The organism is Gluconacetobacter brunescens (assembly GCF_048695475.1).
In the GTDB taxonomy this organism is placed as follows: Bacteria; Pseudomonadota; Alphaproteobacteria; order Acetobacterales; family Acetobacteraceae; genus Gluconacetobacter.
Genome location: NZ_JBLHEN010000001.1, coordinates 708,898 through 724,948 on the forward strand (window position 1 = coordinate 708,898; position 16,051 = coordinate 724,948).

15 protein-coding genes are annotated in these 16,051 nt (G+C 67.5%); 9 read left to right on the forward strand and 6 right to left on the reverse strand.

Annotated features, from left to right (window positions below):
• Positions 1-6 precede the first annotated feature (6 nt).
• Both rpe and ACMAUO_RS03130 read right to left on the reverse strand, forming a co-directional pair.
• Entirely contained in the window at positions 7-624 is a 618-nt protein-coding gene (rpe, locus tag ACMAUO_RS03125) for a ribulose-phosphate 3-epimerase (protein ID WP_420355527.1), read from the reverse strand.
• 150 nt (positions 625-774) lie between these two features.
• Entirely contained in the window at positions 775-2,076 is a 1,302-nt protein-coding gene (locus ACMAUO_RS03130; RefSeq protein ID WP_420355528.1) for an RsmB/NOP family class I SAM-dependent RNA methyltransferase, read from the reverse strand.
• 139 nt (positions 2,077-2,215) lie between these two features.
• On the opposite strand from ACMAUO_RS03130, the gene ACMAUO_RS03135 reads away from it, so the two are divergent.
• From ACMAUO_RS03135 to ACMAUO_RS03160, 6 genes are all read left to right on the forward strand, one after another.
• Complete coding sequence (locus tag ACMAUO_RS03135) at positions 2,216-2,971, forward strand: YggS family pyridoxal phosphate-dependent enzyme (RefSeq protein ID WP_420355529.1); 756 nt, start codon at positions 2,216-2,218, stop codon at positions 2,969-2,971.
• 103 nt (positions 2,972-3,074) lie between these two features.
• Positions 3,075-5,039, forward strand: a complete 1,965-nt coding sequence (locus ACMAUO_RS03140) for a potassium transporter Kup (protein ID WP_420357188.1) — start codon at positions 3,075-3,077, stop codon at positions 5,037-5,039.
• Positions 5,029-6,231: a radical SAM family heme chaperone HemW gene (gene hemW, locus ACMAUO_RS03145; RefSeq protein WP_420355530.1), complete on the forward strand. Its 1,203-nt coding sequence runs from the start codon at positions 5,029-5,031 to the stop codon at positions 6,229-6,231. The genes ACMAUO_RS03140 and hemW overlap by 11 nt, the downstream gene beginning before the upstream one ends.
• A 185-nt stretch (positions 6,232-6,416) precedes the next feature.
• Positions 6,417-7,565, forward strand: a complete 1,149-nt coding sequence (locus ACMAUO_RS03150) for a nucleoside hydrolase (RefSeq protein ID WP_420355531.1) — start codon at positions 6,417-6,419, stop codon at positions 7,563-7,565.
• 3 nt (positions 7,566-7,568) lie between these two features.
• Entirely contained in the window at positions 7,569-8,015 is a 447-nt protein-coding gene (locus ACMAUO_RS03155; protein WP_420355532.1) for a DUF1489 family protein, read from the forward strand.
• Positions 8,016-8,065: 50 nt separating this feature from the next.
• The gene (locus ACMAUO_RS03160) at positions 8,066-9,232 is read left to right on the forward strand and encodes a transglycosylase SLT domain-containing protein (RefSeq protein ID WP_420355533.1); all 1,167 of its coding nucleotides are present in this window, start codon (positions 8,066-8,068) and stop codon (positions 9,230-9,232) included.
• 51 nt (positions 9,233-9,283) lie between these two features.
• Here ACMAUO_RS03160 and ACMAUO_RS03165 read toward each other — a convergent pair whose 3' ends face one another.
• From ACMAUO_RS03165 to ACMAUO_RS03175, 3 genes are all read right to left on the reverse strand, one after another.
• Positions 9,284-10,240, reverse strand: a complete 957-nt coding sequence (locus tag ACMAUO_RS03165) for an acetyl-CoA carboxylase carboxyltransferase subunit alpha (RefSeq protein WP_420355534.1) — start codon at positions 10,238-10,240, stop codon at positions 9,284-9,286.
• 103 nt (positions 10,241-10,343) lie between these two features.
• Positions 10,344-11,276 (reverse strand): site-specific tyrosine recombinase XerD, encoded by a 933-nt coding sequence (locus ACMAUO_RS03170; RefSeq protein ID WP_420355535.1) that lies wholly within the window; start codon positions 11,274-11,276, stop codon positions 10,344-10,346.
• Positions 11,273-11,416 (reverse strand): hypothetical protein, encoded by a 144-nt coding sequence (locus ACMAUO_RS03175; RefSeq protein ID WP_420355536.1) that lies wholly within the window; start codon positions 11,414-11,416, stop codon positions 11,273-11,275. Before ACMAUO_RS03175 ends, ACMAUO_RS03170 begins: the two co-directional genes overlap by 4 nt.
• Positions 11,417-11,514: 98 nt before the next feature.
• Here ACMAUO_RS03175 and aroB point away from each other — a divergent pair, with 98 nt between their 5' ends.
• The 3 genes from aroB to ACMAUO_RS03190 all read left to right on the forward strand — a co-directional run bounded on the left by aroB (position 11,515) and on the right by ACMAUO_RS03190 (position 15,306).
• Complete coding sequence (aroB, locus tag ACMAUO_RS03180) at positions 11,515-13,275, forward strand: 3-dehydroquinate synthase (RefSeq protein ID WP_420355537.1); 1,761 nt, start codon at positions 11,515-11,517, stop codon at positions 13,273-13,275.
• Between the two features lie 301 nt (positions 13,276-13,576).
• Complete coding sequence (locus ACMAUO_RS03185) at positions 13,577-14,713, forward strand: OmpA family protein (protein WP_420355538.1); 1,137 nt, start codon at positions 13,577-13,579, stop codon at positions 14,711-14,713.
• A gap of 128 nt (positions 14,714-14,841) precedes the next feature.
• Positions 14,842-15,306 (forward strand): GtrA family protein, encoded by a 465-nt coding sequence (locus ACMAUO_RS03190; protein WP_420355539.1) that lies wholly within the window; start codon positions 14,842-14,844, stop codon positions 15,304-15,306.
• 9 nt (positions 15,307-15,315) lie between these two features.
• On the opposite strand, the gene ACMAUO_RS03195 is transcribed toward ACMAUO_RS03190, so the two are convergent.
• Positions 15,316-16,020, reverse strand: coding sequence for a TenA family protein (locus tag ACMAUO_RS03195; RefSeq protein ID WP_420355540.1), 705 nt, complete (start codon positions 16,018-16,020; stop codon positions 15,316-15,318).
• Positions 16,021-16,051 lie beyond the last annotated feature (31 nt).

Genomic DNA, 16,051 nt, shown 5'->3' on the forward strand with positions numbered 1-16,051 from the left:
CTTGAATCATGCAGCCCGTCTGGCCGCCCCGCGCAGATCGGCAATGGCCCGCTCATAGTCCGGCTGGCCGTAGACCGAGGTTCCGGCCACCAGCATGTCGGCCCCGGCCTCGGTCGCCAGCGCCGCGGTACGAACATCCACGCCGCCATCGACACCAATCCGGATATCTCGGCCGGTCGCCTCCGCCATCCGGCGCAGCGTGCGGATCTTCTCCAACTGGCTGGTCAGGAATTTCTGGCCGCCGAATCCCGGGTTGACGGTCATGACCAGGATCACGTCCACAAGGTCCAGCACTTCCTCCACCGCCTGCGCCGGCGTCGCCGGACAGATGGCCACGCCCGGCTTCACGCCCAGCGCACGGATCTGCTGCAAGGTCCGATGCGTATGCGGCCCCGCCTCGACATGCACATGAATATGGTCGGCCCCCGCCTGGGCGAACATCTCCAGATACGGGTCGACAGGCGCCATCATCAGATGCACGTCGAACACCAGCCCCGATTGCGGGCGCAGCGCCTTGATCAGTTGCGCACCGAAGGACAGGTTCGGCACGAAATGGCCGTCCATCACATCCAGATGCAGCCAGTCGGCCCCGGCCCGCTCAACGGCCGCGACTTCGTCCGCCATGCGCGAAAAATCGGCCGAAAGGACACTGGGCGCGATAAGGGGGGGGAAATGAATGGGCATGACAAACACTGTAACAGGAAATCACGGGCGGCATGCAAGCTGTTGCATGCCGCCCCGCCATGACCCTTGCCCTCACGATCGCAGGAGATGTCAGGGGCGGCGGAAACGCGCCGCGAAAAACCCGTCCATCCCCCCGATTCCAGCCCAGAGCGCCGGGTGGGTCCGCAGCCAGCCTTCCGGGGTCCGGGCCTCGGGCAGCATCGCCAGTTCCTCCGCCGAGAACGGATCGGGCACCAGCCCCATCGCCATCGCGGCGCGGGCGCGTTCGGGCCCTTCCTCCGGCTGAAGCGAACAGACGGCATAGACCAGGCGCCCACCGGGGCGCAGCATGTCGCGCGCCGCCGCCAGCAGCCGGTCCTGCCCCTCGGTCAGGGCCTGCAAGTCGCGCGGGCGCTTGATCCACAACACATCGGGGTGCCGCCGCGCGGTACCGGTCGCCGAACAGGGCGCATCCAACAGCACACCATCCAGCAGCGCGTCTGGCCGCCAGGTGGTCGCGTCGCCCAGCACGGTCGTCACCCGTTCCGTCAGGCCGAGACGCGCCAGGTTCTCATGCAGCCGCGCCATGCGGCCCGGCTCGCGCTCGATGGCCGTGACCTCCGCCCCGGCAAAGGCCAGTTGCGCCGTCTTGCCCCCCGGTGCCGCGCACAGATCGGCAATCCGCTCACCGGGCTGCGCCGCCAGCAGGCGCGCGGGCAGCGACGCCGCCGCATCCTGCACCCAGAACGTCCCCTCGGCATATCCAGGCAATTCCGCCACCCGTGTCCCGGCCGGCAGGCGCGCCGTACCGGTGGGCAACAGTTCCGCGCCGGACGGGCACTCCGCACCGGGGCGCATCGTCATATCAAGCGGGGCCTCGCGCCCCAGGGCTTCGGCGATCGGCCGCGCCAGGTCACCCCACGCACCCCACAACCAGGGCGGCACGTCCAGCCGGTCCTGGTCCAGACCGTCCAGCGCGCCCGCGCCGGCCTGTGCCACGCGGCGCAGCACGGCATTCACCAGGCCCGCGAACGGCGTCAGGCCACGTCGGCGGGCCAGTGAGACCGCCGTGCCCACCGCCGCGTGGGCGGGCGTGTCCAGAAACAGGATCTGTGCCACGCCGATCAGCAGCACCGAGCGCACCGGCAGCGGCGGCTCCTTCTTCAGGAACGGTTCCAGAACCATGCCGGCCGTGCCCATATGCCGCAGCACGGTGGCCGCCAACCGGTGTGCTGCGGCCCGGTCGCGCGCATCCGCGCCACGCGCCGCCGGCGACTGGTCCAGGCTGGTCTCCAGCATACGGCGATGTTCCAGAACGCCCTGCACGATATCGAAGGCGATATCCCGCGTCGGGTCCGCCCCGGCCCCGCGCGGTCCGCGCTGCCCCCGTCCGTCTGGTGCGCCCTGGTTCATGGTGCGTCCGCTCCTCCCGTCCTGTTTCATGATGCCGCGTGCTGATGGCATGCCCATCTTTCCACCGCCACCCCTCCAGCCGGGGAATCTGTGTCATATCCCCCTTGACCGGCGCGCGGCCCCGTCCAACCGTAATGCCATGACGACCGCCCTCCCCACCGCCGACCGGCCCCGCCCATCCACGATCGCCATCGCCCTGGCCGGCATCCGGGAGCGGATCGCGGCGTCGGCCCGCCGGGCGGGCCGCGCCCCAGACGCCGTCACGCTCGTGGCGGTCTCGAAATTCCACCCGCAATCCAGCGTGCTGGAGGCCCTGCAGGCTGGCCAGACCGTATTCGGCGAAAACCGCGTGCAGGAAGCCGCGGAGAAGTTTCCCTCCCTGCGCGCCGACTGGCCCGCCATGCGCCTGCATGTCATCGGCGGCCTGCAGACCAACAAGGCCCTGGAGGCGGTGCGGATCGCCGACATGATCGAGAGCCTCGACCGCCCCTCGCTGGCCGACGCACTGGCCCGCGCCGCCGATCGCGCAGGGCGGCTGCCGGATCTGCTGGTGCAGGTGAACACCGGCGACGAATCCCAGAAATCCGGCATCCCGCGCGCGCAGGCCGACAGTTTCATCACCGCATGCCGCCAGCGTTTCGGCCACGCCGTGCGCGGCCTGATGTGCATTCCCCCGGCAGAGGAAGACCCGATGCCGCATTTCCGCTACCTGGCGGATCTGGCACGGACCCACGGCCTGGCCATGCTGTCGATGGGCATGTCGGCGGATTTCGAGGCCGCGATCGCGGCGGGTGCCACCCATGTCCGCGTGGGCAGCGCGATCTTCGGCCACCGACCTGCCAGCCCACCGAATGGCGCCATCCCGCCCGCTCGCCTTGCTGCCCCCGAATCATGACGCTATGCCGGGAGTTAACGCGGCCGGCGCGCCGTCGCCTGCCAACACTCCTCGGAGCCGTCCCGACATGACGCCAGACCCGGTCGACCACGCTGCCGGATCCATGCCGCCCGCCCGGACAGCCACAACGGCTGCCGAAACCGGAGGCCATCCGGACACGTCGTCCAAGATTACCGAATTCGGCGCCGACCAGCACGAACATGCCGCCAATCCGGTCGGTTTCGCCGCCCTGCTGGCCGTCCTGGGCGTGGTCTTCGGCGATATCGGCACCAGCCCGCTCTACGCCCTGCGCTCCACCATCCTCGTCGTCTCGCAGCATCACCGGATCGATGCCTGGGAAGTCATGGGGGTCGAAAGCCTGATCCTCTGGTCGCTGATCCTGATCGTCACGGTCAAATACGTGATCCTGATCATGCGCGCCGACCATAATGGCGAGGGCGGCATCATCTCGCTGATGGCCCTGGCGCAGAAAGTCTCCACGGACAGCCGGCTGAAGCTCTTCCTGGGCATGGCCGGCATCGCCGGCGCCTGCCTGTTCTTCGGCGACGGGCTGATCACGCCGGCGATTTCGGTCCTCTCGGCCGTCGAAGGACTGGAGGTCAGCTTCCCCGCCGCGCGCGAACTGATCATTCCGATCGCAATCGTGGTGCTGATCGGCCTGTTCAGCGTGCAGTCCTACGGCACGGGCAAGGTCGGCACGATCTTCGGGCCGGTCATGGTGGTCTGGTTCAGCATGCTCGGTATCCTGGGCCTGCTGGCGATCATCCGCCACCCGCATATCCTGCTGGCGATTTCGCCGATCTACGCGGTAAAGTTCATCATCTATCACGGATGGCTGTCCTTCATCGCGCTGGGCTCGGTCGTGCTGTCCGTCACCGGCGCCGAGGCGCTGTATGCCGACATGGGCCATTTCGGCCGCCAGCCCATCCGCTATGCGTGGCTGTTCTGCGTCCTGCCCTGCCTGGCGCTGAACTACATGGGCCAGGGCGCGCTGATCATTTCCGACCCGTCCGCGATCAGCAATCCGTTCTTCCTGCTCGGGCCGCACTGGATGCAGATCCCGATGATCGTCCTGTCGACGATGGCGACCGTCATCGCCAGCCAGGCCGGCATTTCGGGCGGCTTCTCGCTCTGCCGCCAGCTCATCCAGCTCGGCTACCTGCCGCGCATGCGCATCACCCACACCAACAAGGATGAAGAAGGACAGATATTCCTGCCCGAATTCAACCGCTTCCTGATGGTCGGCGCCCTGCTCCTGGTGGTGTCCTTCCGCAGTTCCGACGCCCTGGCCTCGGCCTACGGCATCGCCGTCACCGGCACCTTCATGTGCACCTGCGTGCTGGCGATGGTGGTGTTCCGCCGCCAGTATCACTGGTCGCGGGCGGCGGCGGCGGCGACGTTCGGCGGCTTCTTCATCATGGACAGCGTCTTCTTCGCGTCGAACGCGCTCAAGATCCCGCAGGGCGGCTGGGTTCCGGTCCTGCTGGGCACAGCGCTGACCCTGATGATGACGACCTGGAAGCGCGGCCGCAGCCTGATCATGGCCCGGCAGAAACTGGACAGCCTGCCCGTCAATTCGTTCCTGGCCCGCCTGCCGCAGTCGCGCACCATCCGCGTGCCCGGCATGGCCGTCTTCATGACCGCGACACCGGAATTCGTGCCGACCTGCCTGCTGCACAACCTGAAGCACAACAAGGTGCTGCACGAGCACGTGCTGTTCGTCACCGTCCAGACCCTCGACCAGCCGGAAGCCACACGCGGCCACCGTGTCGCCCTGCAGCAACTCGCGCCGAATATCTACCGGGTCATCCTGCGTTACGGCTTCATGGAAACGCCGAACCTGCCCCGCGCGCTGGAGGACCTGAAGGCCAACGGCGTCGAGTTCGACGCCATGCAAGCCTCCTATTTCACGAGCCGCGAACTGCTGGTCCGCTCCTCGGTACCCAAGATGTCGCGCTGGCGGATGTCGCTGTTCCTGCTGATGGCGCGCAACGCCGTCCCCGCCACCGAATTCTTCCGCATTCCGCCCGATCGCGTGGTGGAACTGGGCGTGCGGCTTGCCATCTGACGCACCAGCGCCGGCCGATGGCGGGGCGCCCCTCGCGCTCTATGTCCATTGGCCATTCTGCCTAGCCAAGTGCCCGTACTGCGATTTCAACAGCCATGTCCGCGACACCATTCCCCAGGCCCGCTTCGCCGCCGCCCTGCGGCGCGAACTGGCCCATGAAGCAGCCCGCCTGACAGAAGACGGCCCGCGCCGGCTGGGGTCGATCTTCTTCGGCGGCGGCACACCATCGCTGATGGCGCCCGAGACGGTCGCGTCCCTGATCGCCGACGCCCGGTCCCTGTTCGCCACGGCGCCCGATCTGGAGATCACGCTGGAGGCCAACCCCACCAGCGTCGAGATCGGGCGGCTGCGCGCCTTTCGCGATGCCGGGGTCAATCGGGTGTCCCTGGGCATCCAGAGCCTCGATGATGACGCGCTGCGGCTGCTGGGGCGGCAACATTCCGCCGGCCAGGCCATCGCGGCGCTGGAAACGGCGCGCGACCTGTTCGGGCGCATCTCGTTCGACCTGATCTATGCACGGCCGGACCAGTCGCCGGCCGCCTGGCGGGCCGAACTGAACCGGGCCCTCGCCCTGGTATCGGACCATCTGTCGCTCTACCAGCTGACCATCGAGCCCGGCACCCGCTTCGAAGGGCTGCACCGCCAGGGACTGCTGACCCTGCCCGACGAGGATTCGGGGGCCCTGATGTACGAGGAAACCGCCACGGTCGCCGCCGGTCACGGACTGGCCGCCTACGAGGTCTCGAACTACGCCCGGCCGGGCGCGGAAAGCCGTCATAACCTGACCTACTGGCGCTATGACGATTATCTCGGAATCGGCCCCGGCGCCCATGGGCGGACAACCCTGGCGGACGGCCTGCACGCCACCCGCCGCCACCGCGCCCCGGAACCCTGGGCCGAACGGGTGGAACGAACGGGCAGCGGCCTGATGCAGGATGACATCCTGACATCGCGCGACCGCGCCCGCGAAATGCTGCTGATGGGCCTGCGCCTTACCGAAGGCGTGCCCGAGGCGCGATTCGCACAGCGCACGGGCATGGCGATGAAAGACGCGCTCGATCCGGTGATTCTGGCGGCAGCGCAGGAAGAAGGCTATCTCGTACGTGACGGGACGATGCAGGAGCCGGTCCTGCGTGCCACGAATGCGGGCCGCCTCCGCCTGGAGGCCCTACTCGGCGCCATGGTTCTTTAAGCCACTGTTTAAAATAATAAATACCAACGTCAAACTGGCTCGGAATTGTGTTTTGTGGCCAGCGCGGCGACTTGATCGCCGATCGCGGCGAAGCGGAGAAAACACGCGCCGGATTGCCAGAAGCGGTATTTTTAAAACAGTCTCAGGGCAACCGGGCAGCCGGGCTCTCGCACACAGGACGCAGCATGCCATTTTCCTCTTTCCGGCGCCGGACGCACACCGCCTCCCGCCGCCTCCTGCCCGCCGCATTGCAGGCGCTCGTCCTGGGCACGGGCCTGCTGGCCGCCACCCAACCGGCCGCCCATGCGGCCGAGCCGCGACTGGTGATCGAGGACAATGATTTTCTCGGCCCCGGCGGTTCCGACCAGCAATCGATCATCCCCCTGCTGTTCAACCCCGCCGTCAAGGTGCTGGGCTTTACCGTCGCCACCGGCGATGGCTGGGAAAACCAGGAATCCGCCCATCTCCGCCGCTTCCTGGAGATCATCGGCCGGACCGACGTGCCCGTCGCCGACGGCGCCGTCTATCCGCTGATCAACAGCGTGCCCCTGATGCGCCTGCGCGAGAAGCAGTTCGGCACCATTCCCTGGAAGGGTGCATGGGGCGCACTGGGGTCGATGGACAAGGTGCCCTCCGAACAGCCGCCGCTACCGGCGATGAAGGACGGCGCCCCGAGCCTGAAACCCTCGGCGGAAAGCGCGGCCCTGTTCCTGATCCGGCAGGTCCACGCCCATCCGCATCAGGTCACCATCGTCGAAGCCGGGCCGATGACCAACCTGGCGCTGGCGATCCGCATCGACCCGACCTTCGCCGCCACGGCGAAGGAACTGATCTTCATGGGCGGCCTGCTGGACACCAGCATGCGCGCCCTGACAGGCAACGTCGATTTCGCGTCGGACTTCAACATGATCTTCGATCCCGAGGCCGCGCATATCACCCTCACCGCCCCGTGGCCGTCGATCACCGTCGTCGGCAACGTGTCCAACGACCTGATGATGACGCGCGACTATCTCAAGCGCATCCAGCAGAAGCGCACACCGATGACGGACTATATCGGCACCTATTACGACCCCCTGCCGATGTGGGATGAAATGGCGACAGCGATCGCAGCCGACCCCACGCTGATCAGCACCTCGCTCGAAGCCTATATGGACATCGACATCGCCAACGGCCCGCATTACGGCCACGTCGTCGTCTGGCCCGACGCCACGGCACCGAAGGAGACAGGCATCCGCAAGGTGCGGATCGTGCAGTCGATCGACGCGCAGCGCTTCCTGGATACGTTCCTGCGCGAGGCGCAGAGCGACGTGCATCCAGCCCCCGCGCATCCCTGATCCATGCTGCACCTGGTCAAGCTCGCGGTCGGCATCGCCTCGGTTGAAGACCTGGCGCACCGGCAGCGCACCATGGCCGAGGGGGCCGGGGACGGGCTGGACGGCACCCGGCCGTCCGGCCACCCCTGGCTGCGCACCCGCATGTTTCCCCGCCGGGCATCCGAGATCCTCGATGGCGGCTCGCTCTACCGGGTCATTGGCGGCCTGATCCTGTGCCGCCAGCGCGTCGTCGAGATCCGTCCCGACACGCGCGAGGACGGGGTCGCCTGCGCGCTGGTGGTGCTGGCACCGGAGATCATATCGGTTGCCCCGCGCCCGATGCGGCCGTTCCAGGGCTGGCGCTACCTGTCCCCCGCCGACGCACCGCCCGACCTGGCCGCCGGCAGCGGCGCGGGCGACATGCTTCCTGAATCGCTACGGCGGGACCTCGCCGGCCTATGCCTGATCTAGCGCCCCTTCCTTCCCCCGGCCCCCGCCGGAGGCGCGGCCGCCATGCCGCCATGATCGGGCTCGCCCTGATCGTTCCCGCCATGCTGGCGGCATGCAGCAGCACGCCCGGTTCGCGCTATTCCCGCTATTACGCCCGCAATGGTGCCTATCGGGCCCCCGGCCCGCCCGAAGATCCATGGCGCCCCTATATTGCCGATGCCTCGACCCGCTTCTCCGTCCCGCAGGAATGGGTGCGCGCGGTGATGCAGCAGGAATCGGGCGGCCATGAATACCTGCACGGACAGCCGATCACCTCGTCCGCCGGAGCCATGGGCCTGATGCAGCTCATGCCCCAGACCTACGCCGACATGCAGGCGCAGAACGGACTGGGACCGGACCCGTACGAACCGCACGACAATATCCTCGCCGGCACCGCCTATATCCGCCAGATGTACGACCGCTATGGCGCCCCCGGCTTTCTCGCCGCCTACAATGCCGGCCCGCAACGCCTGGACGACTATCTCCAGACCGGCCGGCAACTGCCGAACGAGACGGTCAACTACCTCGCCTCGGTCACCCCCAACCTGGGCACGGCGGTCGCGCTCAGCGGCCCGCTGGCCGCCTATGGCAGCGGTACCCAGATGGTATCGGCCACGCCGGCCAGGCTGCCGGTCGCCATGGCGGCGGCGTCCCGGCCCGCGCCGCCCGTCGTCGTCACACCCACCATCGCCAACCCCACCGGCGGCCAGCCCGTCCAGTATGCAGCCTATGTGCCGCGCGCCGCACCCGCACGACAATGCGCCCAAAACCCCGACGCGGCCTACGATCCCGACGCTCCCTGCCAGCCGCTGGCGCCGCCCCTGCCGTCGGCGCTCCCACCACCCACGCCGACCGCCGCTCAACCCATGGCCGCCGCACCATTCGTCGCACTGCCGGCCGTCGCCCGCGCGCCCGTGGCTGCCGCCGTCCCGGCCGGCGTGAATTACGGCCAATGGTCGATTCAGGTCGGCGCGTTCGCCTCCGAGGGCCAGGCCCGATTCGCCAACACCATGGCCCGGCAGGCGGCGTTCAACGCCCTGAACGGCGCACGCAGCGTCGTGCAGCCCGTCCCGTCATTCAACGGGCATCCGCTCTATCGCGCGCGGCTGGCCGGCCTGGCACGCGGCAGCGCCGCCACCGCGTGCTCGTCCCTGCACCAGCAGGGGCTGGACTGCATGATCGTCCGCCCCGACCAATAAGCTTGGGGCCGTCACCGTGGGCTGGCCGCAATCAATTCACCATTCGGGTGATCAGGTCAGACCGTCGCGACCCATGGCGAGGAATTTCTCGCGGCGCTGCGCCACCAGCATGGCCCCGCTGAGCGACATCAGGTCGGGCAATTCGGCGGCAATGGCATCGCCCACCGCGCGAATCGCGACCTCCGGATCGCGCTGCGCGCCCCCCAGCGGTTCGGGAATGATGCGGTCGACCAGATGCAGTTGCAGCAGATCCTGGGCCGTCAGCTTCAGCGCCTCGGCCGCGCTGGTCGCCAGCTTGGGGTCACGCCACAGAATCGACGCGCAGGCCTCGGGCGAAATGACCGAATAGATCGCATGCTCCAGCATCATCACCCGGTCACCCGCGCCCAGCGCAATGGCACCGCCCGATCCGCCTTCGCCGATCACGGTGGCAATCACCGGCACCGGGGCCGAGAGGCAGGTATCGATGGAACGCGCGATCGCCTCCGCCTGGCCGCGTGCCTCGGCGTCGATGCCGGGCCACGCGCCCGCCGTGTCGATAAAGGTCAGGATCGGCATGCCGAAACGGCCCGCCAGTTCCATCAGGCGCTGGGCCTTGCGATAGCCCTCGGGGCGCGCCATGCCGAAATTATGTTCCAGCCGGCTCTCCAGTTCCGATCCGCGCTCGGTCCCGATCACCACCACCGGAATATCCTGGAAACGGCCGAGTCCACCGATGACGGCCTTGTCCTCGCCGAACAGGCGATCACCGGCCAACGGCGTGAAATCCTGGATCAGGGTGCCGATATACTCGGCCGTGTGCGGCCGCTGCGCATGGCGGGCGACCTGGACCTTCTGCCCGGGTGTCAGCTTGGCATAGGCGGCACGAAGCTGCTTGTCCGACTTTTCGGTCAGACGGGCGATCTCCTCGGCGATATTGATGCCGTCGGGGCCGGACATGTGACGGAGTTCGTCGATCTTGTTCTCAAGCTCGGCGACCGACTTTTCAAAATCTAGAAACTGGCGCATCCCGTGCGGATAGCACAGCCACGAATCCTGCCAAGTCCCCCCACCCGGTCCACTGCCAAATCCATCGGATGGCACGACCGCCCGGTGCCACCGGCCGCGCGCCCTACGAGGGCGAATTCCCCAGCCCGTCCACGCCCTTCCGTCCCCCCGCGAGCGGATGATGCGCCTCGACCACCGCGCGCAGCCGTTCGGCCAGCACATGGGTATAGATCTGGGTCGTAGCGATGTCGGCATGGCCCAGAAGCATCTGAAGGGCCCGCAGGTCGGCCCCGCGCGCCAGCATATGCGTGGCAAAGGAGTGGCGCAGCACATGCGGCGACAGGCGCGCGGGGTCCAGCCCCGCCCGAAGTGCCACGTCATGCAGGATCCGGTCGAAGCCCTGCCGTGTCAGCGGCCGCTGCCCATCCCGGCCGGGAAACAGGTACGGGCTGTGCAGCGCCTGGTCCCGCGTCGCCAGCGCCTCTGCCGCCGCGCGTGCCTGGACGGATAACGGCACCAGGCGCTCCCGCCCCCCCTTGCCGCGCACCAGCAGCATCCGCGCGTCGCCCGCCAGCGCACGGCGCGGCAACGCCAGCAATTCCGAAATCCGCAATCCGGACGCATACAGGATCTCCAGCGCCGCACGCGCGGCCAGCCAGCGCCGCCCGTCATCGGGCGGCGTGTCGCATGCGCCCAGCAGCGCATCGACTTCCTCTTCGGTCAGGAAGCGCGGCAAGGTGGCCGGCAGGCGGGGCGCGTCGAGCACGGCGGCCGGATTGTCGGTCCGCAATCCTTCGCGGGTCAGGAACAGATAGAACTGCTTCAGGCAGGACAGGCGACGCGCCTGCGTCCGGGGCGACAGGCCGGCCCGGGCGAGGCCCGCCATATAGTCGCGCAACACACCCGCGTCGGCATCCGCCATCGCGCACCCGTCCCGCGCCGCGAACGATTCGAGGTCACGCAGGTCCCGGGCATAGGCCCGCAGCGTATTCGCGGCCGCCCCACGCTCGGCGGCCAGCATTTCCAGGAACGATTCGGCCTGGACGGCCCCGCTCATGAATGGACGAATCGATCCGGCGGCAGGTCCTTGTGTACCGGCATGGTCGGCGCCGGGGGCGGAAACGCACCCAGCGACATGAACCCACCGATTCCGACCAGAACCCCAATGCCCGCAAGAGCCAGCAGGATGCGCAGCATAACCGAACCCCAAAGCGATGATGCCCGCCGCCCTGCCGGAAAATCCGGCCGTGATGCGACATGGCGAGTTGTCTTTGCTCTATGGTAGGTTGGCGTTCATGTCACGCCAGAACGCCTCCGATCCGTCCGAGTCCACCCCTCAACCTTCCGCCGGGGACCAGGCGATGCCGTCCGCCTCTTCCGCTCACGACACAGGGACGACCCTGCCTCCCTTCTCCGACCCCGGCGCACGCGACGACAGCATCGTTCTGGTCGGGCTGATGGGCGCGGGAAAGACGACGATCGGCCGGCGAATCGCGACGCGCCTCGGCATGCCGTTCATCGACGCCGACCTGGAAATCGAACGCGCGGCGGGCTGCTCGATCGCCGACCTGTTCGCCCAGTATGGCGAGGCCGAGTTCCGCAAGGGCGAACACCGGGTCATCCGCCGCATCCTCGACGGCCCCCCCGTGGTGCTGGCGACGGGCGGCGGCGCCTTCATGGACCCGATGACCCGGGCGATCGTCCGCGACCGCGCGACATCGGTATGGCTGCGCTGCCCGCTGCCCATCCTGGTGCGCCGGGTACAGGGGCGCGGCCACCGCCCGCTCCTGAACGCGGGCAATCCGCGCGACGTTCTGGCGCAACTGATGGACATCCGTTACCCGACCTATGCCGAGGCAGACATTACCGTGGATTGTGGAGAAGAAAGCGTGGAACAGAGTGCCGCGACCGTCATCAACGCCCTGGCACTGGGCCGGCAACCGCGGCTCGTTCCCGTCATGCTCGATCGCTGGCGGTATGACGTGACGATCGGCGAGGACCTCCTGCGCCACGCCGGCGTGCTGCTCTCGCCGGTCCTGCCCCAGAAGCGTGTCGTGGTCGTCACCGATTCGACCGTCGAAGCCCTCCATCTTCCGCAATTGCTCCAGGGGCTGGCCCAGGAGGGAATCGAGGCCCGGACCATCGTCGTGCCGCCGGGCGAAGGTTCCAAGACGCTGGCGGAATATGAGCGTGTGACCGGCATCCTCCTGGAGATGGGGGTCGAGCGCGGCACCACCGTCATCGCACTGGGCGGCGGCGTGGTCGGCGACCTGGCGGGATTCGCGGCGGCGACCACGATGCGCGGCCTGCCCTTCGTGCAGATTCCCACCACCCTGCTGGCGCAGGTCGATTCCTCCGTCGGCGGCAAGACGGGCATCAATACGCCCTTCGGCAAGAACCTTCTCGGCGCGTTCCACCAGCCGCTGGCGGTGCTGGCCGATACCGCGACCCTCGCCACGCTGCCGCCGCGCGAGATCCGCGCCGGCTACGCCGAAATCGTCAAGGCCGGCCTGATCGGCGATGCCGCCCTCTTCGAATGGTGCGAGGCCAACGGCCAGGCGGTCCTGGATGGCGATGCCGACAGCCAGGCCGAGGCCGTGCGCCGCGCCTGCGCGTTCAAGGCCGCAGTCGTGGGCGACGACGAACGCGAGGAACGGAAATCGGACGGCAGGGCCCTGCTCAATCTCGGGCACACGTTCGGCCACGCGCTGGAGGCCGAGCTGGGATATGACGGCCGCCTGCTGCATGGCGAGGCCGTGTCGCTCGGCCTGCGCCTGGCCTTCCTCACCTCCGAGCGCATGGGCCTGTGCGCCAGCGCGGATGTCGAGCGCGTGACGGCCCATCTGGAACGGCTTGGCATGCCGGCGCGCCTGCGCGACCTGGAGCAGACATTTTCGGCCGAGAGGCTGCTCGCCCACATGCAGCGTGACAAGAAGATGCGCGACGGGCGCCTGTCCTTCGTCCTCGTGCGCGGCATCGGACAGGCGTTCACCTGCCGCGACGTTCCCGACAGCCTGGTGCGGGAAATACTGCTGGCGGAAGGATGCGCCGCATGACGTTTCCGTCATGCGTTGCGGCATCGCAACACAGATGCGCGGATATCACATAATCCTGCAATAGGGCCGCGGCGCAGCACCGTCGAATCACCCTCGCGCGGAAATGGTTGCAATCCGCACGTAATCCTAGCGAAACAAACTGTTGCTTTTTCAACACGGTGCTTAGTGGTAATGGCTGCTTTGCCCACGATGCGGGTTCCTAACCCGGAACCGGAAGTTCTATAGGGGGTTAAGCATCACGCTGAGGTTGGCCGTCTATGGTTTGACGGTTACTCGAACGGATGATCAAGAGGACGAAAAAATGCGTCTCCGCACGGCATTACTCGCCACCACGCTGATGGCGGCTGCACCTGTTGCAGCCAACGCGACAATCATTACCGGTCCGTATGTCGATCTGGGCGGTGGTTACAACCTGGTTCAGAACCAGCATGGCCATTTCGCCAACAACCCGGTGGGTAATTTCACCGGCTCGTCGGTTTCCAGCTCGTCGCAGTACCGTCATCACGACGGCTTCACGGGCTTCGGCTCCTTCGGCTGGGGCCTCGGCAACGGCCTGCGCGTCGAGGTTGAAGGTCTCTACAACTATTCCGAGATCAACCACCGCGGCGTTACCGCTCCCGCCAGGACCAGCGGCAGCGACCAGTCCTATGGCGGCCTGGTGAACGTGCTGTATGACATCGACCTGAAGCAGTTCGGGATCGACGTTCCCGTGACGCCGTTCGTCGGTGTCGGTGCAGGCTATCTGTGGCAGCACTACAACCCGACCACGACCAGCTACTCCAACGGCAATGTTGACCGTCTGGGCGGCACGACGGGTGGCTTCGCCTATCAGGGCATCGCCGGTGCGGCTTTCGACATCCCGAACGTTCCGGGTCTGCAGGTCACGGCGCAGTATCGCATGGTCGGCCAGACCTTCAACAACGGCTCGTTCACGATGACGTCGTATCGTCCGAATGGCGAAGCCCGTGGCAACGCGAACTTCGACCACCGCTTCAACCACCAGTTCATCCTGGGTCTGCGCTATGCGTTCGACACCGCGCCGCCGCCGCCGCCGCCGGCTCCGGTCGTTGTGCCGCCCGCCCCGACCCCGGCGCGCACCTACCTGGTGTTCTTCGACTGGGATCGTTCGGACCTGACCTCGCGTGCGCGTGAGATCGTGGCCGAAGCCGCCCAGGCCTCGACCCACGTCCAGACGACGCGGATCGAAGTCAACGGCTACACCGACAACTCGGCGGCCCATCCGGGTCCGCGCGGCGAGAAGTACAACCTCGGCCTGTCCGAGCGTCGTGCGCAGAGCGTGAAGGCCGAGCTGATCCGTGACGGCGTTCCCGCGAACGCGATCGACATCCATGGTTACGGCGAGGCGCATCCGCTGGTTCCGACGGGTCCGAACACCCGCGAGCCGCAGAACCGTCGCGTGGAAATCATCCTGCACTGATCCTGGCGGTTTCCGCCTGGTTCGACAGGGTAAAGAGGGATGCCTTCGGGCATCCCTTTTTTATTGCGCGCTCCCTTCCGCCATGATGTGAAGGCGGCCCTTCACATCCATAGCTGACGAGACCGCGCGTGCCGGATTCCCGCCCCTCTCCCGCCGATGTCCCGTCGCCCGGCGTGAGAGGCGATCTGCGTGCCCGGATCGGGCCATTCCTGAAATTCGGGATCGTCGGAACAACGGGGCTGATCTGGGACACACTGGCGGTCTACGGATTCCGGCCCGTGCTGGGCCTGACGGGCGCCACCGTGCTGGCCTATTTCATCGCCGCCAGCATGAACTGGCTGGTGAATCGGCTCTGGACGTTCCGGCACGTCGTGCATGCCGACCGGCCCCTGGTTCAGTGGGTCCGCTTCCTGCTGGCCAGTTCGCTGGGCTTCGTCATGAATCGCGGCATGGTCTTCGCGCTGTTCCTGCTGTTCCCCCTCTGCCGGGCCGTTCCCGTCCTGGCACTGGCCGCCGGAGCCCTTGCCGGCCTCGCCGCCAATTTCACACTCAGCCACCGGCTGGTCTTCCGCCACCGGCAACCAAACCTCTAGGCTGGCAGCTCAGAGCATGCCGGACCGGCCGGCATGCCAGAACGCGGCCTCCAGCTTCACGGCGGTCCGGAATTCGGCGAGCAGCGCGGGATAGCGCCCTTCCGCGCCATAGCGCCCGGCCAGCCTGTCCAGCGTCATGAGCCCGGCATCCACCAGCCCGACGAACTTCTCGCCCCCATAGAGGGCGATCCAGTCCCAGTAGGGATTCCCCTCCCGCCGGGTCGCCGGGTCCGCCATCAATCGGGCACCGATTTCACCGTAGCCGATCAGGCACGGCGCCAGCGTCACGATCAGGTCCAGCAGATCGCCCGTCTGCCCCCGATCGAGAATGAAGCGTGTATAGGCCAGCAGTTCCAGCGATTCGGGCTGGTCGTGCAGATCCTCGACACCCAGCCCCCATCCGGCGCAATAGGCGATATGCAGCGCCAGTTCGGTATCCAGCAGGCCGGACACGATACCGGAGGCCGAGCGCATGTCCTCCATCGTATCGGCCTTGTAGATCGCCAGCGCATAGGCCCGCGCATACTGGATCAGGTACAGATAATCCTGGATCAGGAACCGCCGGAAATCGGCCTCGGGCAGCGTCCCTTCCGCCATGCCGCGCACGAAGGGATGATGGATGAACCGCTCCCAGTCCGCGCCGCAGTCACGCCGCAGCCTGCCGGCCAGGCCCTGTTCCAGGCGGGGCCAGTCCCGTTCCGCGATCCAGTCCATGCGTTCATCCTTCCTTCGGTGTTTTTATGGG

Bases quoted from the DNA above. Each gene is read 5' to 3' on its own strand.
- ACMAUO_RS03185 (WP_420355538.1), top strand. From the start codon at position 13,577: ATGCGTCTCCGCACGGCATTACTCGCCACCACGCTGATGGCGGCTGCA.
- ACMAUO_RS03135 (WP_420355529.1), top strand. From the start codon at position 2,216: ATGACGACCGCCCTCCCCACCGCCGACCGGCCCCGCCCATCCACGATC.
- ACMAUO_RS03170 (WP_420355535.1), bottom strand. From the start codon at position 11,276: ATGAGCGGGGCCGTCCAGGCCGAATCGTTCCTGGAAATGCTGGCCGCC.
- rpe (WP_420355527.1), bottom strand. From the start codon at position 624: ATGGCGGACGAAGTCGCGGCCGTTGAGCGGGCCGGGGCCGACTGGCTG.
- ACMAUO_RS03165 (WP_420355534.1), bottom strand. From the start codon at position 10,240: ATGCGCCAGTTTCTAGATTTTGAAAAGTCGGTCGCCGAGCTTGAGAAC.
- ACMAUO_RS03160 (WP_420355533.1), top strand. From the start codon at position 8,066: ATGATCGGGCTCGCCCTGATCGTTCCCGCCATGCTGGCGGCATGCAGC.
- ACMAUO_RS03140 (WP_420357188.1), top strand. From the start codon at position 3,075: ATGCCGCCCGCCCGGACAGCCACAACGGCTGCCGAAACCGGAGGCCAT.
- ACMAUO_RS03155 (WP_420355532.1), top strand. From the start codon at position 7,569: ATGCTGCACCTGGTCAAGCTCGCGGTCGGCATCGCCTCGGTTGAAGAC.
- ACMAUO_RS03175 (WP_420355536.1), bottom strand. From the start codon at position 11,416: ATGCTGCGCATCCTGCTGGCTCTTGCGGGCATTGGGGTTCTGGTCGGA.
- ACMAUO_RS03195 (WP_420355540.1), bottom strand. From the start codon at position 16,020: ATGGACTGGATCGCGGAACGGGACTGGCCCCGCCTGGAACAGGGCCTG.
- aroB (WP_420355537.1), top strand. From the start codon at position 11,515: ATGTCACGCCAGAACGCCTCCGATCCGTCCGAGTCCACCCCTCAACCT.
- ACMAUO_RS03130 (WP_420355528.1), bottom strand. From the start codon at position 2,076: ATGAACCAGGGCGCACCAGACGGACGGGGGCAGCGCGGACCGCGCGGG.
- ACMAUO_RS03150 (WP_420355531.1), top strand. From the start codon at position 6,417: ATGCCATTTTCCTCTTTCCGGCGCCGGACGCACACCGCCTCCCGCCGC.